A 20,918-nucleotide genomic window follows, 5' to 3' on the forward strand; every position below is an offset into this window, starting at 1 on the left:
GTCGGCACGGAGGTGGCCGTGTCGGTCGTCGAGGACGGGGACGAGCCCCGCGCGCTGCCCGCCGTGGAGGTGGACGCCGCGGGCGGCTTCTACGACTACACCGCCCGGTACACGCCGGGGGCCGCCACCTTCCACTGCCCCGCACGGCTCGACGCATCGGTACTCGCCGACCTCGAGGAGGCCGCGCTCGCCGCCCACCGCCTGCTCGGCCTCCGCGACGTCTCTCGGACCGACGCGGTGGTGGACGCCGACGGGCGCGTGCAGATCCTCGAGGTGAACGTCTCACCCGGCCTCACCGACACCTCGCTGCTGCCGATGTCCGTCCGCGCCGCCGGTGAGGATCTGGGCGTGCTCTACGCGTCCCTCGTGGAGCGGGCGGTCAGGCGTCGATGACCGGTCCCTGTTTCACGTGAAACATCGCTTCGGCTGAACCGTCGCCGTCGTTGTTTCACGTGAAACATGGCCGGGCGGGTCAGTGGTGGAACCGCCGAGGAGCGGTCGCCGCCCGTGTGATGCCGTGCTCCCGGCAAGCGCGCTCCACATCCGGGGAGCGGGTCGATCCGCCCGGCTCGGCGAGATGCCGTACGCCGTGCCGTGCCGCGTGGTCGATGCCGTCGCGGAACACCCACCCGTCGAGCCGGCCGAGCCGGTCACGATGCTCGGCGGGGGAGAGCGGCGTGAGATCCCCGCCTGCCAACGCGGCCAACCGGGCGAGCTCGCGCCGATCCAGGTGGAAGCGCAGCCGCCGGTTCGTCCGCTCCAAGGCCGCACGGGGCGGCGAAGGAGTAGGTCCGCGCGCGGGTGCCGACGCAGCCACCTCGTGTCCGTCTTCGCGCCGGCCAGCCGCGCGCAGTCCACGCGCGACAGCTGTCCCTCCCCGACGCCGGGCGTCATACCGTCGCGCACGTACGCGACGGAGTTGGACAGGGTGAAGCGGAGGACGACGAGCCCGAGGAGGAGGTCGGCCTCCGCAGGCTCGCCCAGCGGGGAGTGCGCGATCGGCTCCCGCGTCAGCGGCACGTCGTCCCGAGGCTGGCCCAGCCGCAGGCCGCCGACCTCGCGCACCTCCACGTCGGATGGTGACATCTCCGGGTCGGCCACGAGGACGAGGGCCGCCCTTCTTGGCCGTGAGCACCTCCAGTGTCCTGGGCGCCTATCCCGGCACGATCCCGTCGCCGGGCAGTCGCCGCAGCAGGTCGGCGAGCTCCGCGTCGACGGGTTCGGAGATCGGCCACCAAGTCGCCGTACGACGCCCGCGGATTGCGTCCCCGGCGCGGACGTAGGCACTCGTCAGCGGACCGGGCGTCCACGCCGAAGGTCTCCGCCGTCACCACGTCGACCGCTGCTGCAGCCTCGCACAGGAGCACCCAGGCGTTGACCGCGTCCAGCACGTTGACGAAGGACGGCTCACCGGCCAGCACCCGGATCGGCCATCGGCCGGGTACCACCGGGCTCGACGTGGGCCGGCTGCTGGTGCACGACGTCAGGTCGGACTGCTCCCCGGTGGTGCTCCACCTGCGCGACGCCCATCCGCTGCAGCGCGACCGACATCGCGATGCCGGAGATGCCGGCAGCTGCGTGAACGGTGCGGCCGGCTTCGCCGGTCGCCCCCACGACGGACATGGGCGGTGCGCCGCAGGTCGGTGTTTCACGTGAAACACCGACCGGGCTCGACGCGATCGCCCAGCGGTCGCATGCGCAGTGCTCGGATGGTCAGCGCGCACGGGTCCGTCCCGAGTCTCGTTGACTCGCTCGGGTAGGTGCGCTCAGGCCGCGCGAGCGGCTTCGAAGTATCTCGAACTCGGTAGGCGTGAGCCGGCCGCGGGCGTCTCGGCGCGTCGGCGGTGACGGGTTTTCTCGATCCAGACGGTGATCGCCAGCCGTAGATCCTCACGACGGGTGGCCCAGCGTTGTCGGTTGAGGACGTTCTTCGGCGACAGGCTGAAGGACGACTCCGTCGCGGCGTTGCCGGCACAGGTCCCGACTCGGCCCGTCGATCCGCGCAAACCACGGCTTCGCAGCGCGCCGAGGAAGGCGTGAGAGGGGACTGGCTGCCGTGATCGGAGTGCACCCGGTTCTGGTGGCGTCGTAGCGCGGCAGCGTCGGCGAGGGCATCGGCGGCCAGTTGCGAGGTCATCTGGGCGTCCGTCGAGTAACCGACGATCCGATCGCTGCAGGCGTCCTTGACGGCGCAGAGGTAGAGCTTGCCGTCGCCGGTCGGATGCTCGGTGATGTCGGTCAACCGCAACTCGTCGAGGTCATCGCTGATGAACGCGCGACCGACCAGATCGTCGCGGACCGGCGGACCGGGCCGGCGACAGCGGCCTCGCCCTTCGCGTGGGCCGAGTAGATCCGTTGCTGGGAGCACGGCCGGCTGACCCGATCGCGGCGGGTGGGGAGCGCGTCGGCGACGAAGCGGTAGGCGAATCGGGGTCGTCGTGGTGGATGTCGACCGCGGCGTTGACCAGGTGTGCGTCGTCCCGGTCACGCCGGCTGACCGGATCGGCTCTCCATCGAGATCCCCGGTCAGCTCCGGGTCGGGCTGATCAGCGCCGAGTCCCTCCTCGCGGTCGGCACGCGCAGCCACCGGGCCCTGCAGGACCGCGAGGTCCCGAAGCTGCGGGCCACCTGCGCGCGGGACTGACCGCCTCGCCGAGCGACCGCGACCACGTCGCGGCGGAACTCCTTCGGATACGGCGTGGGCGCGATGTCGATCCTTCCAGCGAGGACGCATCCTCACGGGCGAGGAGTCAACCGAAGCAGGGGCAGACCCCACACGGTCAGCGCGCACATGGTCAGCGCACACCGTCCGGCGGCCCCGCAGCTCTGGCACCCTCGGCCCCGTCACGCCACGGGATCGGGTCGGGCACACCGCCGATCCCACCCATAGCATCAGCGGGCGGGTGCGAGGCGCGGCAGCCCCACGTCGTCGTAGGCCGGGAAGCTCCCGATCCATGACGACGACCGCGGCGACTTCGCTGTCGCAAGCGCGTGGTCACCACGTCCACGGAAAGGAGACCGCGGCTTCGGTCGACCCTGAGCGACAGCATCATGGTCACCAGATGGGTGCGCTCACGGCCACATGAGGCCGTCCACGCGGCCGAGCGACGATCATGGGCCGGAGACGACCGCGGCGGTGGGACGGTGGCGGTGCCGGCCCCGGCAGCCCCGACACTTCCGAGACCGTCACCGTGGCGTGGCCCAGGTGGTCGCCGCGGCCCCACCGCTGTCACCACCAAGACGGGCGACGCCCTCCGCACCCCGACACCACTTCACACGCTGAGCGCCCGGTACGCGCTCGGCCACGACCAGCCCACTCAGCCGGCGAGAGTGGCGCACTCCGAGCCCGAGCAACAATTCGGGCGCCGAGCGCCCCGATATCCGCCCAGCGGGGGAGGACGGCGCCTCTGCGTCGCTCCACCGCCCCGTCCCGACGGGGGTCAACCGGTGCTTATGACAGGTCGGCGGCGATCTCCGCAGGTGGCGGGGTAGGGGCCGGACGACCCCATCGGCCCGCCCCTGAGTCAGTCCTGGCGGCTCGGGCCGTTCATCAGCGCCGCGATGCGCTCGAGATCCTCGACCGAGCCGAACTCGACGACGATGCGGCCCTTCCGCTGCCCGAGCTCGACCTTCACGCGCGTGTCGTACGCGTCGGAGAGCTTCTCCGCGAGCTCCTGCAGTCCTGGTGCCTGCATCGGGCGCCGTCGGGCCGGCTTCTCCTTCGCCGGAGCCTCGCGGCGCAGCAGGACGACCGCCTCCTCGGTGGCGCGCACCGACATCCCCTCGGCGACGATGCGGGCGGCGAGCTCCTCCTGACGCCCGGCGTCGTCGAGCCCGAGGAGAGCACGGGCGTGGCCGGCGGACAGCACCCCGGCCGCCACACGACGCTGCACCGACACGGGCAGCTTCAGCAGGCGGATGGTGTTGGTGACGACCGGGCGGCTGCGGCCGAGCCGGTCGGCCAGCTCGGTGTGGGTCACGCCGAACTCGACGAGCAGCTGCTCGTACGCCGCCGCCTCGTCGAGGGGATTGAGCTGGACCCGGTGGATGTTCTCCAGCAGCGCGTCGCGGAGCATCGCGTCGTCACCGGTCTGCCGGACGATGGCGGGCAGCCGTTCGAGGCCGGCGCGCTGGGCGGCCCGCCACCGGCGTTCGCCCATGACGAGCTGGTAGGAGCCGGGGGAGGACTCCCGTACGACGATCGGCTGCAGGAGCCCGAACTCGCGGATCGAGTGCTCCAGCTCGACGAGGGCTTCCTCGTCGAACGCGGTACGGGGTTGCTGCGGGTTAGGTACGACCGACGCGAGGTCGATCTCGCGGTAGACCGCACCGGCAGGCGTCAGCTGCTCGTACGCCGCCGTCGAGGACGGCACCGGCACCGCGGCCAGGGAACCGGTCGGGATCGTGACGGGTGGGGGCGGCGGGGCGTCCGCTGCCGCCGGGCCCGTGGGGATCAGTGCGGCGAGCCCGCGCCCGAGCCCTCCCCTGCGCTCCGCCACCGGAGTCACCGCCCGGCCGGTACGGCCATGGTGACGCCGCGGTCGGCGATCTCACGGGCGGCGTCGACGTAGCTCATCGCACCGCGCGACCCGGGGTCGTAGGCGAGCACCGTCTGGCTGTAGCCGGGGGCCTCCGACACCTTGACGCTGCGCGGGATGACGGTGCGTAGGACGGTGGGCCCGAAGTGGGAGCGGACCTCGTTGGTGACCTGGTCGGCCAGCTTGGTGCGGCCGTCGTACATCGTCAGCAGGATGGTCGAGACGTGCAGCGCGGTGTTGAGGTGCGACCGCACGAGGTCGATGTTGTTGAGCAGCTGACCGAGCCCCTCCAGCGCGTAGTACTCGCATTGGATCGGGATCAGCACCTCCTGCGCGGCGACGAGCGCGTTGACGGTGAGCAGCCCCAGCGACGGCGGGCAGTCGATGAAGACGTAGTCGACGTTGAGCTGGTCGAGCACGTCGGGGGAGAGGGCCTGCTTCAGCCGGTTCTCCCGCGCCACCATGCTGACGAGCTCGATCTCGGCGCCGGCCAGGTCGATGGTGGCCGGCACGCACAGCAGGTCGGGCGAGGCGGTGCTGGGCACGGCGGCCTCGACGAGCGAGATCTCGCCGAGCAGCGCCTCGTAGACCGACGGGGTGCCGAGCCGGTGCTCGACGCCGAGCGCGGTGCTCGTGTTGCCCTGGGGGTCGAGGTCGATCACGAGCACGCGGATGCCGTGCATCGACAAGGCCGCGGCGAGGTTGACCGTGCTCGTGGTCTTGCCGACGCCGCCCTTCTGGTTGGCGACGGTCATGATCCGTCGGTGCGACGGCCGGGGCATCCGGTAGCGGTCGGGGTGGAGCACCCGGGCCGCCCGTTCCGCCTCCTCGGCGATGGGCGTCCAGCCGGGTGTTTCACGTGAAACATCGGGCACCGTCACGCCTGTCCTCTCCTGCGCCGCGGACGGTCGACCCGTTCCACGACGACCACCGTGCTCGGCGGATCGACGATCCCCGACCCGCACCTCGCGACACGCGGTGCTCCACCGCCCAGCTTCTGGACGACGGCCGCATCACGCGTGATCTCCTCGGGCGCCGAGGCCCCCTTCACCGCGAGCATCGTTCCACCCGGCCGCAGCAGGGGGAGACACCAGCCCGCCAACCGGTGCAGAGGGGCGACGGCACGGGACGTGACCACGTCGGCTCCCTCCCATCGACGCCGGACGGCGTTCTCCTCGGCCCGCCCACGCTCGACCTCGATCGTGAGACCGAGATCGGCGATGATCTCCGACAGCCACTCGACGCGACGGGCGAGCGGCTCGACGAGAACCAAGCCCAGGTCGGGGCGGGCCAGGAACAACGGTATCCCGGGGAGGCCCGCTCCCGAACCCACATCCACCACACGGGCGCCGTCCGGCACCAGTTCCGCGACGACTGCACAGTTCAGGACGTGCCGGTCCCAGATCCGGGGTGCCTCCCGAGGCCCGATCAGCCCGCGCTCGACGCCCGTGGTGGCGAGGTGCTCGGCGAACCGGCGCGCGAGCGGCAGCCGGTCACCGAACAGCTTCTCGACCGCAGCAGGGTCCACCGGAGGGGAGTCCGACCCGTGTGCGTCCTCGCCGTCAGGCACCGCGGAAGACGACGACCTGCCTGCGCGGCTCCTCGCCCTCGCTCTCGCTCGAGACGCCCTTGACTCGGGCGACGGCGTCATGGACGACCTTGCGCTCGAACGGGGTCATGGGCCGCAGCCGCGCCGACTCGCCGGACGCGAGCACCTCCTTGGCCGTGCGCAGGCCCAGCTCCGTGAGCTCGTCCCGACGGCCCTGGCGCCAGCCGGCGATGTCGAGCATCAGGCGGCTGCGGTTGCCGGAGGTCTGCTGGACCGCGAGACGCGTGAGCTCCTGGAGCGCCTCCAGGACGGATCCGCGGTCACCGACGAGCTTGTCGAGGTCCTCGCCGCCGTCGATGCTGACGATCGCGCGGCCGGCCTCGACGTCGAGATCGATGTCACCGTCGTAGTCGAGCACGTCGAGCAGTCGCTCGAGGTAGTCACCCGCGATGTCGCCCTCGCGGACGAGCTGTTCCTCCGCGGTGGTGGCCGCGGCGCGCGGGGACTTCTCGGCGGTTGCGGTGTCCTGCGTCGCCCCGTCCTGCACGGTCTTCGGCACGGTGCGTCTCCTCTCCCTGCGATGGTGCGGTGCGCGGACATGTGCGCGCACCGCGACGGCCGCCGACGCGGGCGACCGCTGGTGGACGATGGGTCAGCGGCGCTTGCGGGGACGTCGCGCGGGCGGGCGGGTACTGCCGCCGCTGCGGGCCCCGGCGCCTGCCGTGCCGGTGGTGTTCTTCGCGGTGCCGGTGGCTCCCGTGCCGGTGGACGCCGACCCGGCGGCCGATCCCTCTGTCACGGAGCCGTTGCCCGAGCCGTTGGACGTGGACCCGTTGGTGCCGCTCGTGGCCGGCTGGCCGCCGTTCTTGCCCGCGGTCTTGGGCGTGACGGGCTTGGCGCCGGGTCTCTTGGCGGCGGCGTCGGGGGCGTCCACCTCGGGGCGCACCGGCTTCTGCCCGGGCTTCGGGGCCAGCGACTGCCGGTTGACGACCGCGGCCTCGCGCTTCTCGGCCTGCTCCTGGTCGATCTTCTTGTAGACGACGTACTGCTGGCCCAGCGTCCACAGGTTGTTGGAGACCCAGTAGAGAAGGACGGCCAGCGGCAGGAACGGGGCACCGACCACGACGCCGATCGGGAAGACGTAGAGCATCAGCTTGTTCATGATCGCGGTCTGCGGGTTCTCGCCCTGCGCCGCGGTCTGACGGGCCACCGAGTGCCGCGCCGTGATGTGGGTGAAGATGCCCGCCGCGATCATCAGCGGGATCATGACGATCAGCATGTGCGTGATCGAGGTGCCTGCGGCGTTGAGCGCCGCCTCGCCCTTCGTGACCCACTCGCCGAGCTTGGCACCGAACAGGTTGGCCCGGTTGAACGACAGGACACCCTGCTGGTCGAAGAAGTAGTTCTGGGTGCGGACCGACCCGTCGTTGTTGGTCGGCACGCCCTGGGCGTTGACCGGGCCGAACGTGCGGAGCACGTGGAACAGGCCGATGAAGACGGGCACCTGGACCAGCACCGGGAGACAGCCGGCCACCGGGTTGACGCCGTGCTCCTTCTGGAGCCGCTGCATCTCCGCGGCCTGCTTCTGCTTGTCGTTCGCGTACTTCTTGCGAACTTTCTGCAGCTCGGGCTGGAACTCCTGCATCTTGCGCATCGACCGCACCTGGCCGACGAACGGCTTGTACAGGAGCGCGCGCAGGGTGAAGACGAGGAAGACGACCGCGAGCGCCCAGGAGATACCGCTGTCATCACCGAAGACGAACCCGAACGCCTGATGCCAGACCCAGAGGATGAAGGAGACCGGGTAGTAGATGAAGTTCAGCACGGCGCTTGCTCCTCGTGGTGGTCCTGGACCGGACGGTGTCGGACGTCGCGGGCCGGCGGGACCGGATCGATACCTCCAGGGTGCCATGGCGCGCACTTCAACAGGCGCCAGAGCGTGAGACCCGTTCCGCGAACCACACCGTGTACCTCGAGGGCCTCGACGGCGTACGCGCTGCAGGACGGGTAGAACCGGCAGCTCGGAGGCAGCGCGGGTGAGACGTAGACCTGGTAGCCCCGGACCAGCGCGACCAGGGCGCGGACGATCGGGTTTCGCCGGCCCGCACCGGGGGCGGTCACGAGAGGCTCAGCTTGCGCACCGCGGAGCGCAGGCCGGCGTCGAGGTCGTCGGCCAGCTCGGCCGAGGACGCCGTGGCTGCAGGAGGAAGGGCACGAACGACGAGGTGCGCGCCCGGCGGGAGAGTGCCGAGGCGCGCACCGATGAGGTGGCGGAGCCGACGGGCGACCCGATGTCGCACCACGGAACCTCCCACCGCCTTGCTCACGACGAGTCCGGCGCGCGGGTTACCGGCCCCGTCGCCACCGTGGAGGTGGACGACGAGCCGGGACCTGCCGCCGCGGCGGCCCCGCCTGACGGCGGTACTGAAATCGTCCCGGTGCGTGAGCCGGGATCCGGCCGGCAACATCGGGACGGCCGGATCAGGCCGTGAGCTTCTCGCGGCCCTTGCCGCGGCGGGCGGCGATGATGGCGCGCCCGGCGCGGGTGCGCATGCGCAGCCGGAACCCGTGCGTGCGCGCGCGGCGGCGGTTGTTCGGCTGGAAGGTGCGCTTGCCCTTGCTCACGGTCGGCTCTCCTGGGTCGACGGCGGGACGGACCGGCCATCGATGATCATCGTGCGCTGTCTGTACGGACGGTGGTGCTGGGGTGTTCAGTGGTGGCCTACACGCGGCGACACCGTCCTCGGACGGCGGACCGCGCGCGGCACACGCTTGCCCCGAGGGTACGCAGCCCGCTGACGGACGGTCAAACCACCCCAGGTCCGACCCGGACGGCGTCATTCCGTTGCATCTTGCGGCCGGGTCCCCTCTTGTGGCAGTGGGCGGGCTGTTGCTAGCGTGCCTGCTCCATATCGATCCGGGGGGATCGCAGCAACGACCACGACGGGCCCGCACCGGACCACTCGGTGTGCCCGCGTACTGTCTTGCGCACAGGTGTGGACAAGTCTGGGGATGATCGTCCCCGTTCGGGGTACGGGGTGACCCGAGGGCAGCGACCGGAGGGGGAGCCGACCGGTGGCCGACCAAGCAGGAGACCTGGGCCAGGTCTGGAACCGCGTGATCGCCGATCTGTCCGGCGCGTCCGCGGGGTCCGGCGCCCACACGCTCTCCCCCCAGCAGCGTGCCTTCCTCCGTCTGACCCGACCGCTCGGTCTCATCGACGGCACCGCGCTGCTCGCCGCACCGAGCGAGTTCGCGAAGGACGCCATCGAGCGCATCCTGCGCCGGCCCATCAGCGAGGCGCTGGGTCGTCATCTCGGCGTGCAGGTGAACCTCGCCGTCGTCGTCGACGCGTCGGCCGCGTCCGGCGGCACCGAGGTCCCCGATCCGCCGGGCCGCGGTCCGCTGCCTGGTTCCGGCCCGCACCGCGACCCGCAGCACGGTCCGTCGAACCTCGGGCCCGGGGACGAACCGCAGGGGTCCGTGCGCGCGCTGTTGACGACAGAAGGACTGCCGAACACCGGGCCGCTCGCGGTCACCGGTCCCGGCGCGGCGGATGCGGGCGGCGACGATCAGCACGACGGCGGCATCCGCAACGGCGGCCCCACCGGTCCGGGCCCGCGCGGCGGCGAGGTGTGGCCCACCTACGCCGGCCCGTCGCAGAGCGAGCAGGTCCAGCCGCGGTCGCAGACGCGCCTCAACGAGAAGTACACCTTCGACACGTTCGTCATCGGTGCGTCCAACCGCTTCAGCCACGCCGCCGCCGTCGCGGTGGCCGAGGCGCCGGCGCGCGCGTACAACCCGCTGTTCATCTGGGGCGACTCCGGACTGGGCAAGACCCACCTGCTGCACGCCGTCGGCCACTACGCGCAGCGGCTCTTCCCCGGCATGCGGGTGCGGTACGTCAGCACCGAGGAGTTCACCAACGACTTCATCAACTCGCTGCGCGACGACCGCAAGGTTGCCTTCCAGCGCCGCTACCGCGACGTCGACGTACTGCTGGTGGACGACATCCAGTTCCTGGAGGGAAAGGAAGGCACCCAGGAGGAGTTCTTCCACACCTTCAACACGCTGCACAACGCGAACAAGCAGATCGTCGTCTCCTCCGACCGCCCGCCGAAGCGCCTCGAGACCCTCGAGGACCGGATGCGCACGCGGTTCGAGTGGGGCCTCATCACCGACATCCAGCCGCCCGAGCTCGAGACGCGCATCGCGATCCTGAGGAAGAAGGCCGCGCAGGACCGGCTCGCGGTGCCGGGCGACGTCCTGGAGTTCATCGCCGAGCGCATCGAGCGCAACATCCGCGAGCTCGAGGGCGCGCTCATCCGCGTCACGGCGTTCGCGTCGCTGAACCGGCAGCCCGTCGACACCCAGCTCGCCGAGATCGTGCTGCGCGACCTCATCCCCGACTCCGGGGCGTCGGAGATCACCGCGCCGACGATCATGGCCGTCACGGCCGACTTCTTCGGCATCACCATGGACGAGATGTGCGGGCCGGGTAAGACGAAGGCGCTCGCGCAGTCGCGCCAGATCGCCATGTATCTGTGCCGCGAGCTCACCGACCTGTCGCTGCCGAAGATCGGGCAGACGTTCGGCGGCCGCGACCACACCACCGTCATGCATGCGGACAAGAAGATCCGCAACGAGATCGCCCAGCGCCGCAAGACCTTCGAACAGGTCCAGGAGCTGACCGCGCGCATCAAGCAGCGCGCCCGCCACTGAGTCGTCCCACCGCCTCCCGGCCCCGAGATCTCCGTCCCTTCCCTCGGCGTTTCTGCGCGGTTCCCGCCGTGATCGGTGGGACGCTGCGAGGTTCGCACGACCGTTCGTCGTCCCTGGCTGCTTCTTCGTCGTTCCGTGCGCACTCTGCGTCCCGGCACCGTCACCGGATCCGGTCACCGAGCGTTCTGGAGCATGTGCCGTGAGGGACTTCTGTGAGTTCCCCGCCACCTCCGCGACAGTGCGCGACCGGCCGACCGGTCGCGCAGCGTTCCCGCGCGACCACTCTTCACCCACATCTGGGGACAACTCTGTGGATGGCCGTGGATCGACCGGTGGACGGATCGTGCACCAGCCGTGGACAACTGGTGTTCATCGCGGGGACAGATCGCTCCCGACGGGCTCCATCCACCGCGCAACGGATCCGTGCACCGGCCGTCCCAGGTGTCGCTCCACACCACGCCACACCCTGCGAACTGCGACGACGAGCTCCATCCACACTGTCCACAGGGGTTAGTACTACTGCTGGATATCTCTTCTTCATGAACTACAAAAAGAACAACGGTGTGGATCGAGGGGACAGCCGGCTCACCCGTCGGGTGGTCGGTCGGGTGGCCGACGGCCGGGATGACATCCGTGGACCCGAGGCTCTACGGTGAGCCCCCGGCCGGAGCACGGCTCCACAGTTCGAAGCCGTGTTCCCAGCCGCCCGACGCACTCCCGGTCCGTCCGTGACCGCGAGTCCCTGCACACCGCCAGCGCGAGAGGTCCCCGCCATGAAGTTCCGGGTCGAACGCGACGTCATGGCCGACGCGGCAGCGTGGGTCGCCCGCAGCCTCCCGGCGCGCCCTCCGGTGCCCGTGCTCGGCGGCGTCCTGATCGAGGCCACCACCGGACCCGACGGCGACCGGCTCACGGTCTCGGGTTTCGACTACGAGACCTCGGCCCGCGTCGAGCTGGACGCCACGATCGGCGACCCGGGCCGCGTGCTCGTCTCGGGCCGGCTGCTCGCCGACATCACCCGCGCCCTGCCGTCCAAGCCGGTCGACCTCGTCGTCGACGGCTCGCGCGCCACGATCAACTGCGGCAACAGCCGGTTCAGCCTCCCGACGATGCCGGTCGAGGACTACCCGCAGCTGCCGTCCATGCCGCAGCTCGCCGGCACGGTCGCCGCGGGCGAGCTGGCCCAGGCCGTCTCGCAGGTGGCCGTCGCCGCCGGCCGCGACGACACGCTCCCGATGCTGACCGGCATCCGCCTGGAGATCGAGGGCTCGCGGCTCACGCTGGCGGCCACCGACCGGTTCCGGCTCGCCGTCCGGGAGATCGACTGGACGCCCGAGGACACCTCGCACTCGAGCGCCGTGTTGATCCCGGCGCGCACCCTCGCCGAGGTGGCCAAGACCCTCGCCGGCGCCGGCACCGTCGAGCTCGCCCTGTCGGCCGGCGACGGCATGCTCGGCGTCACGGGCGGCGGCCGTCGCGCCACCACCCGCCTGCTCGACGCGGAGTTCCCGCGGTTCCGCCAGCTGATCCCGGCCGAGCACACGAGTGCCGCGGTCGTCGAGGTGGCGGGGCTCGTCGAGGCGATCAAGCGCGTCGCGCTCGTCACCGACCGCGTGGCACAGGTCCGGATGGAGTTCAGCGAGGACGGGCTGCGCCTCGCCGCGGGCGGCGACGACGTCGGCAGCGCCGAGGAGCAGCTGCCCTGCGAGCTCGAGGGCGGCGCGCTGACCATCGCGTTCAACCCCGGCTACCTGCTCGATTCGCTCGGTGCGCTGCACACCGAGCGCGCGCAGCTCACGTTCACGACGCCGAACCGGCCCGCGCTCGTGCGTCCCGTGCCCGCACCGCCCGCCGAGGACGCCGAGGGCGCCGCCCCGGAGCCGTCGGGCGAGCCGGTGCCCGGCTACCTGCATCTGCTGATGCCGGTTCGTCTGCCGGGCTGATCGGCAGCCGAACCGGCCCGCCCCTGGCCCGGTCGCACGGCGCGGCTGATCCATACTGCGTATCGACGATCCCGCCTCCGGAACAACGGTCACGACATCAGGAGCGACACCGTGCAACTCGGACTCATCGGTCTGGGCAAGATGGGTGGCAACATGCGGGACCGCTTGCGGTCCGCCGGCCACGAGGTGATCGGGTACGACCCCCGGCCCCAGGTCACCGACGTCGACTCGCTCGCAGCGCTCGCCGGTGCGCTGGCCGCCCCGCGGGTGGTCTGGGTGATGGTCCCCTCCGGTGAGCCGACCCGCAGCACCATCAAGGAGCTGGCGACGGTCCTGGAGCCGGGCGACCTCGTCATCGACGGCGGCAACTCCCGCTACACCGACGACGGTCCCAACGCCGCGATGCTCGACGAGAAGGGCATCGGCTACGTCGACTGCGGCGTCTCCGGTGGCATCTGGGGCAAGGAGAACGGCTACGGCCTGATGGCGGGCGGCGCCGCGGAGCACATCGAGATGGCGATGCCGATCTTCGACGCGCTGCGCCCCGAGGGCCCCCGCGAGGAGGGCTTCGCCCACGCGGGACCCGTCGGCGCCGGCCACTTCTCGAAGATGGTCCACAACGGCATCGAGTACGGCCTGATGCAGGCCTACGCCGAGGGCTTCGAGCTGCTGTCGGCCGCCGAGCTGGTCACCGACGTGCCCGCGGTGCTGCGGGCCTGGTCGCGCGGCACCGTCGTGCGGTCGTGGCTGCTCGACCTGCTGGTCCTCGCACTCAAGGACGACCCGACGCTCGAGAAGCTGGAGAGCTACGTCGACGACTCGGGCGAGGGCCGCTGGACTCTCGAGGAGGCCATCACGCACGCCGTGCCGCTCCCGGTGATCGCCGCGGCGCTCTTCGCGCGGTTCTCATCGCGCCAGAAGGAGTCGCCCGCGATGAAGGCGGTCGCCGCGCTGCGCCACCAGTTCGGCGGCCACGCGGTCAAGGAGTCGGCGGGCCCGTCGGGCACCCCGGGCGAGCACGCCGGACCGAGCTCGGGCACCGGCTCCACCCAGAGCTAGTGTCCCGCGCCGCACGTCCACCACATGTCTCGGCGCCCCAGCCCGCCGCCGGACGCACCGGCGAAACGCCCGGGTACGCCAGGTACGAGGGCCGTTCCGCCGGCACGCCCGGCGACGACCTGGCTCCACCGACATACGCAACGGACTTCCGGCGCGGGACACCGGTGCCCCGTCCAGCGAGGCACAGCACAGAACTCGGCGGCCCGGACACCCACCGGCGGCGTTGCCGGCCGGGCCGAGTACGCCCGGTACGAGGACCGTCCGGCGCCTTGCCGGTGAGCGTACGGTTCTACCGATTCCCGCACCGGCCTCCCCGGACGGGGCACTAGGCATGCACCTACGACGCCTGGCCGTCGCCGACTTCCGGTCCTGGGAGAAGGCCGAGCTGGACCTCGAGCCCGGGGTCACGGTGCTGGTCGGCCCCAACGGGGTGGGTAAGACCAACCTCGTCGAGGCCGCCGGCTACATCGCCACGCTCGGCTCCCACCGCGTCGCGACCGACGCCCCGCTGATCCGGCGGGGCGCGGAGCACGCGGTGGTGCGCGGGTTGGTGGTGCACCACGGTCGCGAGCTGGGCGTCGAGCTGGAGATCACCGCGGGGCGTGCCAACCGTGCCCGGCTCAACCGGGCGCCCGCCAAGCCGCGCGACCTGCTCGGGGTGCTGCGCACGGTGCTGTTCGCCCCCGAGGACCTCGCCCTCGTGCGCGGCGACCCCGGCGAGCGCCGCCGGTTCATGGACGACCTGCTCGTCTCCCGCTACCCGCGCTACGCCACCGTGCGCGCCGACTACGACCGCGTGCTCAAGCAGCGCTCGGCCCTGCTGAAGTCCGCGCGCGGCGGGGGCGACCTGCGCACCCTCGACGTCTGGGACGGCCACCTCGCCGCCCACGGTTCCGCACTGCTGGTCGGCCGCCTCGAGCTGGTGACGGCGATCGCCCCGCTCGCGGTCGAGGCGTTCGCCGAGATCGCGCCCACGTCCGACCCGATGGACGTGGGCTACAAGTGCGGCCTCGGGCCGCAGGACGAGCTCCCGCGCGACGCGGCGTCGCTGCAGACCCTGCTGCTCGACGCGATGGGCCGCGTGCGCCGCCAGGAGGTGGAGCGCGGTGTCTGCCTGGTCGGGCCGCACCGCGACGACCTGGAACTCTCCCTCGGCGAGGGGCCGGCGAAGGGCTACGCCAGCCACGGCGAGTCGTGGGCGCTCGCGCTCGCGCTCCGCCTGGCGTCCTACCGTCTCCTGCGCGACGACGACGTGGAGCCGGTGCTCGTGCTGGACGACGTGTTCGCCGAGCTGGACGCGAGGCGCCGCCGGGCGCTCGCCGACGTCGCCCGTCGCGCCGAGCAGGTGCTGATCACCGCGGCGGTGGCGGAGGACGTGCCGGAGGGCCTCGACGGTGTCCGGTTCGCGGTGGGCGGCGGCACCGTCGAACGGCTGACGCAGGATGCGACGTCAGAGGGCCGGACGTGATCCGGATCACCTGGGGACAAGGTTGTGGATACTGTGGATAACTCGGCCCGCACTGGTGATGACGAGCACGGACGACCGCCTGTCGCCCGCCGTCAACCGTCCGCCGCGTCCGACTCCGGGCCGGTTGTCCCCACCCCTGGGGATGGCGGCGAGGATGCCTCTCGTCGTGGATCGGACATCGCGCGGGACGCGTTGCGCGCGGCGAGGGAGGCCTCCGCGCAGCGTTCGGCGGAACGTGCGGCCCAGCGCACCGGGCGCGCCCCGACGGCCTCGCGGGGGCGTCGCCGGCGCTGGTCGGGTCCCGGGCCCGACGACCGCGACCCCCAGCCGTTCGGCCGTCTCGTGTCGCGGGTGTCGCTCGACCGAGGCTGGTCGCCCCGGCTGACCGACGCCACGGTGCTGGGCCGGTGGCCGCACCTGGTCGGCCCGGACATCGCCGACCACTGCACGCCGGTGTCGCTGCGCGACGGTGAGCTCGTGCTGCAGGCGGAGTCCACCGCGTGGGCCACGCAACTGCGTCAGCTGCAGCGCCAGCTGCTGACCAGGCTCGCTGCGGCCGTGGGCAAGGACGTGGTGAAACGGATCCGCGTGGTCGCCCCCAGCGGTCCGAGCTGGCGCCACGGTCCGCGCACGGTGCGCGGCCGGGGCCCCCGCGACACGTACGGCTGACCGGGCGGGTCGGACTCGGCCACTCAAGGCGACGTGACAGCGCCGCAGGCCGCCCGGACCCCCTTCTCGGCCGTCGGCACCCGACCGAATCCGCGTTCGGCGCTCTGTGGCGCTTCTGGACGTGTCCCAGCGCCACTTCTGTCAGGTCGGACCGGTATGATGGAGGAGTGTTCCGGGCAGACCCCGACAGGCCCGGTCGAGCAGGTCCCATGCCGCGGCGTCGCCGCACCGCGTGGGTTCTTCATGGCGAGGAGACAGTCAGCCCGTGGCGGAGAAGAAGAACGGCTACAACGCGGGATCGATCACCGTTCTGGAGGGCCTGGAGGCGGTTCGCAAGCGCCCTGGCATGTACATCGGCTCCACCGGTGAGCGCGGTCTGCACCACCTGATCTGGGAGGTCGTGGACAACGCCGTCGACGAGGCGATGGCCGGCTACGCCACGCGCGTCGAGGTCACCCTCCGCGAGGACGGCGGCATCACCGTCGTCGATGACGGCCGCGGCATCCCGGTCGGCATGCACCCGGTGGAGAAGAAGCCCGCCGTCGAGATGGTCATGACCATGCTGCACGCGGGCGGCAAGTTCGACAGCGACTCCTATGCGGTGTCGGGCGGCCTGCACGGCGTCGGCATCTCGGTGGTCAACGCACTGTCCACCGCGCTCGACGTCGAGATCAACACCGACGGGTTCGAGTGGAGCCAGCGCTACACCCGCTCGGTGCCCGGCCCGCTGAAGAAGGGCGCGCCCACCACGAAGACGGGCACCACGGTCACGTACTGGGCCGATCCCGACATCTTCGAGAGCACCGTCTACAACATCGAGACCATCCGCCGCCGCCTGCAGGAGATGGCCTTCCTCAACAAGGGCCTCACCATCGTGCTGCGCGACGAGCGCGACGGCCACCACTCGGAGACCGCCGAGGACGAGATCCCGGACGCCGAGGGCTACGTCGCCAAGGTCAAGGAGCACGTCTTCCACTACCCGAACGGGCTCGAGGACTTCGTCGCCTACCTGAACAAGTCGAAGGACCCGATCCACAAGAAGCTCGTCTCCTTCACCGGCGAGGCCGAGGGTCACGCGCTCGAGGTGGCGATGCAGTGGAACTCCGGCTACACCGAGTCGGTCTACACGTTCGCCAACACGATCAACACGCAAGAGGGCGGCACCCACGAGGAGGGCTTCCGCTCGGCGCTGACCACCACGGTCAACCGCTACGCGCGCAACGGCAAGTTCCTCAAGGAGAAGGACCCCGCGCTGTCGGGCGACGACATCCGCGAGGGCCTCGCCGCCATCGTCTCGGTCAAGGTCAAGGAGCCCCAGTTCGAGGGCCAGACCAAGACCAAGCTGGGCAACACCGAGGTCAAGTCGTTCGTGCAGCGCGTCAGCAACGAGTGGCTGGCCGACTGGTTCGAGCGCAACCCCGCCGAGGCCAAGATCATCGTCAACAAGGCGGTGCAGTCGGCGCAGGCCCGCGCCGCGGCCCGCAAGGCCCGCGAGCTCGTGCGGCGCAAGAGCGCGGGCGACATCGGCGGCCTGCCCGGCAAGCTCGCCGACTGCCGCTCCACGGACCCGAGCAAGTCCGAGGTCTACATCGTGGAGGGCGACTCCGCGGGCGGCTCGGCCAAGTCCGGCCGCGACTCGATGTTCCAGGCGATCCTCCCGATCCGTGGGAAGATCATCAACGTCGAGAAGGCCCGCATCGACCGGGTGCTCAAGAACACCGAGGTCCAGGCCATCATCACGGCGCTGGGCACCGGTATCCACGACGAGTTCGACGTCGCGAAGCTGCGTTACCACAAGGTCGTGCTGATGGCCGATGCCGACGTCGACGGCCAGCACATCCGAACGCTGCTGCTGACGCTGCTCTTCCGCTTCATGCGCCCGCTGATCGAGGAGGGCCACGTCTTCCTCGCGCAGCCGCCCCTTTACAAGATCAAGTGGGGTGGCCGCGGCGCGGAGCCGGAGTTCGCCTACTCCGACGCCGAGCTGCAGGGCCTGCTCGAGGCCGGCCGCGTCGCCGGCAAGAAGGTGCCCAAGGAAGAGGGCATTCAGCGCTACAAGGGCCTCGGCGAGATGAACGCCAAGGAGCTGTGGGAGACCACGATGGATCCGTCCAACCGGGTGCTCCTGCAGGTGACGCTCGACGACGCCGCCACCGCCGACGAGCTGTTCTCGGTCCTCATGGGCGAGGACGTCGAGTCGCGCCGGTCGTTCATCACGCGCAACGCCAAGGACGTGCGGTTCCTGGACGTCTGAGTCGTCCCGGTAGCAGCCGCCCCGCCGCACGAGCAGGAGAACAAGCGAAGTGACAGACACCCTCGACCCCACGCTGCCGCCCGCGGGCGGTGCCGCTGCCGGCGGAGGCGACCGCACCGAGCCGGTCGACATCCAGCAGGAGATGCAGCGCTCCTACATCGACTACGCGATGAGCGTCATCGTCGGCCGCGCGCTGCCGCTGGTCGAGGACGGCCTCAAACCGGTGCACCGGCGCGTCCTGTACTCGATGGGGGAGAACAACTTCCGCCCCGACCGCAGCTACGTGAAGTGCGCGCGCGTCGTCGGCGAGGTGATGGGCAACTACCACCCGCACGGCGACTCGTCGATCTACGACGCGCTCGTGCGGCTGGCCCAGCCCTGGTCGATGCGCGACCCCTTGATCGACGGCCAGGGCAACTTCGGTAGCAGAGGCAACGACCCCGCGGCCGCCATGCGTTACACGGAGTGCCGCCTGTCGCCGCTGGCGATGGCGATGCTGCAGGACATCGACGAGGACACCGTCGACTTCTCCGACAACTACGACGGCAAGGCTCAGGAGCCCGACGTCCTGCCGTCGCGGGTGCCGAACCTGCTGATCAACGGCAGCTCGGGCATCGCCGTCGGCATGGCCACCAACGTCCCGCCCCACAACCTGCGCGAGGTCGGCGCCGGCGTGGTCTGGGCGCTGGACAACTGGGAGGCCACCGACGACGAGCTCCTCACGGCCCTCATGGAGCGCATCAAGGGCCCGGACTTCCCGACCGCGGGCCTCATCGTCGGCCGTGACGGCCTCGAGCAGGCCTACCGCACGGGCCGCGGCTCGGTGCGGATGCGCGCGGTCGTCGAGGTCGAGGAGGACACCAAGGGGCGCGCCATCCTGGTCTGCACCGAGCTGCCCTACCAGGTCAACCCGGACAACCTCATCGAGTCGATCGCGAGCCAGCACCGCGACGGCAAGCTGCAGGGCATCGCCGAGATCAACGACGAGTCGTCCGACCGCGTGGGCATGCGCATCGTCATCACGCTCAAGCGCGACGCCGTGGCGAAGGTCGTGCTGAACAACCTCTACAAGCACACCCAGCTGCAGTACGGCTTCGGCGTCAACATGCTGGCCATCGTCGACGGCGTGCCCCGCACGCTGCGGCTCGACCAGGTGGTGCGCAACTACATCCGTCACCAGATCGAGGTCATCGTCCGGCGCACCCGCTATCGGCTGCGCAAGGCCGAGGAGCGGGCCCACATCCTGCGTGGCTACGTCAAGGCGCTCGATGCGCTCGACGAGGTCATCGCGCTGATCCGGGCGTCGGCCACCGTCGACGTCGCGAAGACGGGCTTGATGGAGCTCCTCGATGTCGACGACATCCAGGCGCAGGCCATCCTCGACATGCAGCTGCGGCGCCTCGCTGCCCTCGAGCGCCAGAAGATCATCGACGAGCTGGCCGAGATCGAGCTCGAGATCGCCGACTACCAGGACATCCTGGCCCGCCCGGAGCGGCAGCGGCAGATCGTGCGCGACGAGCTCACCGAGATCGTCGAGAAGCACGGCGACGAGCGCCGCACGCGGATCGTGGCCGACGACGGCGACGTCACCAACGAGGACCTCATCGCGGTCGAGGACGTGGTCGTCACGATCACGCAGACCGGCTACGCCAAGCGCACCAAGACCGATCTCTACCGGGCGCAGAAGCGCGGCGGCAAGGGCGTGCAGGGCGCGGCGCTGAAGCAGGACGACATCGTCGCCCACTTCTTCGTCTGCTCCACCCACGACTGGATGCTGTTCTTCACCAACAAGGGCCGCGTCTACCGGCTCAAGGCCTACGAGCTGCCCGAGGCCAACCGCAGTGCGCGCGGCCAGCACGTGGCCAACCTGCTCGCGTTCCAGCCCGACGAGCACATCGCCCAGGTCATGCAGATCAAGGACTATCAGGCGGCGCCTTATCTCGTCCTGGCGACGAGAACCGGCCTGGTGAAGAAGTCGAAGCTCACCGACTTCGACTCGCCCCGCTCCGGTGGCCTGATCGGCATCAACCTGCGCGAGGACGACGAGCTCGTCGGCGCGGTCCTCTGCTCGGCCGAGGACGACCTGCTCCTGGTGTCGGCGGAGGGCCAGTCCATCCGGTTCACCGCCAGCGACGAGGTGCTGCGTCCGATGGGTCGTGCCACGTCCGGTGTGCTGGGCATGCGGTTCAACGCAGGCGACCGGCTGCTGTCGCTCGCCGTCGTCCAGCCGGACATGTTCGTGCTGGTGGCCACGGCGGGCGGGTACGCGAAGCGCACGCCGATCGAGGACTACCCGGTGCAGGGTCGTGGCGGGAAGGGTGTTCTGACTCTTCAGTACGACCGTCGCCGTGGCACCCTTGTCGGTGCGCTCATCGTCGGGATCGACGACGAGCTGTACGCCATCACCTCCACGGGAGGTGTGATCCGCACGTCGGCCCGGCAGGTGCGCAAGGCCGGTCGGCAGACGAAGGGGGTGCGCCTGATGAACTTGGGCGAGGGCGCCACCCTGCTGGCGGTCGCACGCAATGCCGAGGACGATGCGGACGACGCCGAACTGAGCAGCGAGGGCAGCTGATCAGCAGACCACCGAGCCCCGGCACCGAGGAGACTCCTCATCTCGTGAACGACACGACGAGCACCCCGGACGACGACGACCGCGGCGACCAGGACGGTCGCAGCGCGGTCGCCACGGGCGAGCAGGCCGCGGTGACGGCCG

At 70.9% G+C, this 20,918-nt stretch carries 17 protein-coding genes and 3 pseudogenes; 8 read left to right on the plus strand and 12 right to left on the minus strand.

Annotation, left to right across the window (positions count from 1 at the left end; translation table 11 throughout):
• Window positions 1-393 (plus strand): annotated as a pseudogene (locus tag JWR81_RS20715) (D-alanine--D-alanine ligase); the annotation flags it as partial.
• A 79-nt stretch (window positions 394-472) separates the two neighbouring features.
• Here the strand turns inward: JWR81_RS20715 and JWR81_RS20720 are convergent.
• From JWR81_RS20720 to rpmH, 12 genes and pseudogenes are all read right to left on the minus strand, one after another.
• Window positions 473-763: a hypothetical protein gene (locus tag JWR81_RS20720; protein ID WP_297655393.1), complete on the minus strand. Its 291-nt coding sequence runs from the start codon at window positions 761-763 to the stop codon at window positions 473-475.
• A 125-nt stretch (window positions 764-888) separates the two neighbouring features.
• Window positions 889-1,086: pseudogene (locus JWR81_RS34455) on the minus strand (5-aminoimidazole-4-carboxamide ribonucleotide transformylase); the annotation flags it as partial.
• A 321-nt stretch (window positions 1,087-1,407) separates the two neighbouring features.
• The gene (locus JWR81_RS20725) at window positions 1,408-1,623 is read right to left on the minus strand and encodes a hypothetical protein (protein ID WP_297655396.1); all 216 of its coding nucleotides are present in this window, start codon (window positions 1,621-1,623) and stop codon (window positions 1,408-1,410) included.
• Window positions 1,624-1,713: 90 nt separating this feature from the next.
• Window positions 1,714-2,709, minus strand: a pseudogene (locus tag JWR81_RS20730) (IS3 family transposase).
• Window positions 2,710-3,524: 815 nt separating this feature from the next.
• Window positions 3,525-4,499 carry a ParB/RepB/Spo0J family partition protein gene (locus JWR81_RS20735; RefSeq protein WP_297655399.1) on the minus strand — a complete coding sequence of 325 codons (975 nt, stop codon included), beginning with the start codon at window positions 4,497-4,499 and terminating at the stop codon, window positions 3,525-3,527.
• A 5-nt stretch (window positions 4,500-4,504) separates the two neighbouring features.
• Window positions 4,505-5,419, minus strand: a complete 915-nt coding sequence (locus JWR81_RS20740; RefSeq protein ID WP_297655401.1) for a ParA family protein — start codon at window positions 5,417-5,419, stop codon at window positions 4,505-4,507.
• Window positions 5,416-6,066 carry a 16S rRNA (guanine(527)-N(7))-methyltransferase RsmG gene (rsmG, locus tag JWR81_RS20745; protein ID WP_297655403.1) on the minus strand — a complete coding sequence of 217 codons (651 nt, stop codon included), beginning with the start codon at window positions 6,064-6,066 and terminating at the stop codon, window positions 5,416-5,418. The genes JWR81_RS20740 and rsmG overlap by 4 nt, the downstream gene beginning before the upstream one ends.
• A 34-nt stretch (window positions 6,067-6,100) precedes the next feature.
• Window positions 6,101-6,646, minus strand: a complete 546-nt coding sequence (locus JWR81_RS20750; protein WP_297655406.1) for a R3H domain-containing nucleic acid-binding protein — start codon at window positions 6,644-6,646, stop codon at window positions 6,101-6,103.
• Window positions 6,647-6,739: 93 nt separating this feature from the next.
• Complete coding sequence (gene yidC, locus JWR81_RS20755; RefSeq protein ID WP_297655409.1) at window positions 6,740-7,912, minus strand: membrane protein insertase YidC; 1,173 nt, start codon at window positions 7,910-7,912, stop codon at window positions 6,740-6,742.
• Window positions 7,906-8,208, minus strand: coding sequence for a membrane protein insertion efficiency factor YidD (gene yidD / locus JWR81_RS20760; protein ID WP_297655412.1), 303 nt, complete (start codon window positions 8,206-8,208; stop codon window positions 7,906-7,908). The genes yidC and yidD overlap by 7 nt, the downstream gene beginning before the upstream one ends.
• Complete coding sequence (rnpA, locus tag JWR81_RS20765) at window positions 8,205-8,555, minus strand: ribonuclease P protein component (RefSeq protein WP_297655414.1); 351 nt, start codon at window positions 8,553-8,555, stop codon at window positions 8,205-8,207. Before rnpA ends, yidD begins: the two co-directional genes overlap by 4 nt.
• A gap of 13 nt (window positions 8,556-8,568) precedes the next feature.
• Window positions 8,569-8,712: a 50S ribosomal protein L34 gene (rpmH, locus tag JWR81_RS20770; RefSeq protein WP_297655416.1), complete on the minus strand. Its 144-nt coding sequence runs from the start codon at window positions 8,710-8,712 to the stop codon at window positions 8,569-8,571.
• A 450-nt stretch (window positions 8,713-9,162) separates the two neighbouring features.
• Between rpmH and dnaA the strand changes: the two genes are divergently transcribed.
• From dnaA to gyrA, 7 genes are all read left to right on the plus strand, one after another.
• Window positions 9,163-10,809 (plus strand): chromosomal replication initiator protein DnaA, encoded by a 1,647-nt coding sequence (dnaA, locus tag JWR81_RS20775; protein WP_297655419.1) that lies wholly within the window; start codon window positions 9,163-9,165, stop codon window positions 10,807-10,809.
• Between the two features lie 773 nt (window positions 10,810-11,582).
• Window positions 11,583-12,752, plus strand: a complete 1,170-nt coding sequence (gene dnaN, locus JWR81_RS20780; protein WP_297655428.1) for a DNA polymerase III subunit beta — start codon at window positions 11,583-11,585, stop codon at window positions 12,750-12,752.
• 48 nt (window positions 12,753-12,800) lie between these two features.
• Window positions 12,801-13,811 carry a phosphogluconate dehydrogenase (NAD(+)-dependent, decarboxylating) gene (gnd, locus tag JWR81_RS20785; RefSeq protein WP_297655436.1) on the plus strand — a complete coding sequence of 337 codons (1,011 nt, stop codon included), beginning with the start codon at window positions 12,801-12,803 and terminating at the stop codon, window positions 13,809-13,811.
• Between the two features lie 331 nt (window positions 13,812-14,142).
• The gene (gene recF / locus JWR81_RS20790; RefSeq protein ID WP_297655431.1) at window positions 14,143-15,279 is read left to right on the plus strand and encodes a DNA replication/repair protein RecF; all 1,137 of its coding nucleotides are present in this window, start codon (window positions 14,143-14,145) and stop codon (window positions 15,277-15,279) included.
• 342 nt (window positions 15,280-15,621) lie between these two features.
• The gene (locus tag JWR81_RS20795; protein ID WP_367278815.1) at window positions 15,622-15,948 is read left to right on the plus strand and encodes a DUF721 domain-containing protein; all 327 of its coding nucleotides are present in this window, start codon (window positions 15,622-15,624) and stop codon (window positions 15,946-15,948) included.
• 265 nt (window positions 15,949-16,213) lie between these two features.
• The gene (gene gyrB / locus JWR81_RS20800) at window positions 16,214-18,202 is read left to right on the plus strand and encodes a DNA topoisomerase (ATP-hydrolyzing) subunit B (RefSeq protein ID WP_297655434.1); all 1,989 of its coding nucleotides are present in this window, start codon (window positions 16,214-16,216) and stop codon (window positions 18,200-18,202) included.
• A 142-nt stretch (window positions 18,203-18,344) separates the two neighbouring features.
• A complete protein-coding gene (gene gyrA / locus JWR81_RS20805; protein WP_297655440.1) occupies window positions 18,345-20,777 on the plus strand; it encodes a DNA gyrase subunit A in 2,433 nt (810 codons plus the stop codon).
• Window positions 20,778-20,918 lie beyond the last annotated feature (141 nt).

This window comes from Pseudonocardia sp. (assembly GCF_025965585.1).
In the GTDB taxonomy this organism is placed as follows: Bacteria; Actinomycetota; Actinomycetes; order Mycobacteriales; family Pseudonocardiaceae; genus Pseudonocardia.

Bases quoted from the DNA above. Each gene is read 5' to 3' on its own strand.
- JWR81_RS20725 (WP_297655396.1), bottom strand. From the start codon at position 1,623: ATGTCCGTCGTGGGGGCGACCGGCGAAGCCGGCCGCACCGTTCACGCA.
- rnpA (WP_297655414.1), bottom strand. From the start codon at position 8,555: ATGTTGCCGGCCGGATCCCGGCTCACGCACCGGGACGATTTCAGTACC.
- dnaN (WP_297655428.1), top strand. From the start codon at position 11,583: ATGAAGTTCCGGGTCGAACGCGACGTCATGGCCGACGCGGCAGCGTGG.
- recF (WP_297655431.1), top strand. From the start codon at position 14,143: ATGCACCTACGACGCCTGGCCGTCGCCGACTTCCGGTCCTGGGAGAAG.
- gyrA (WP_297655440.1), top strand. From the start codon at position 18,345: ATGCAGCGCTCCTACATCGACTACGCGATGAGCGTCATCGTCGGCCGC.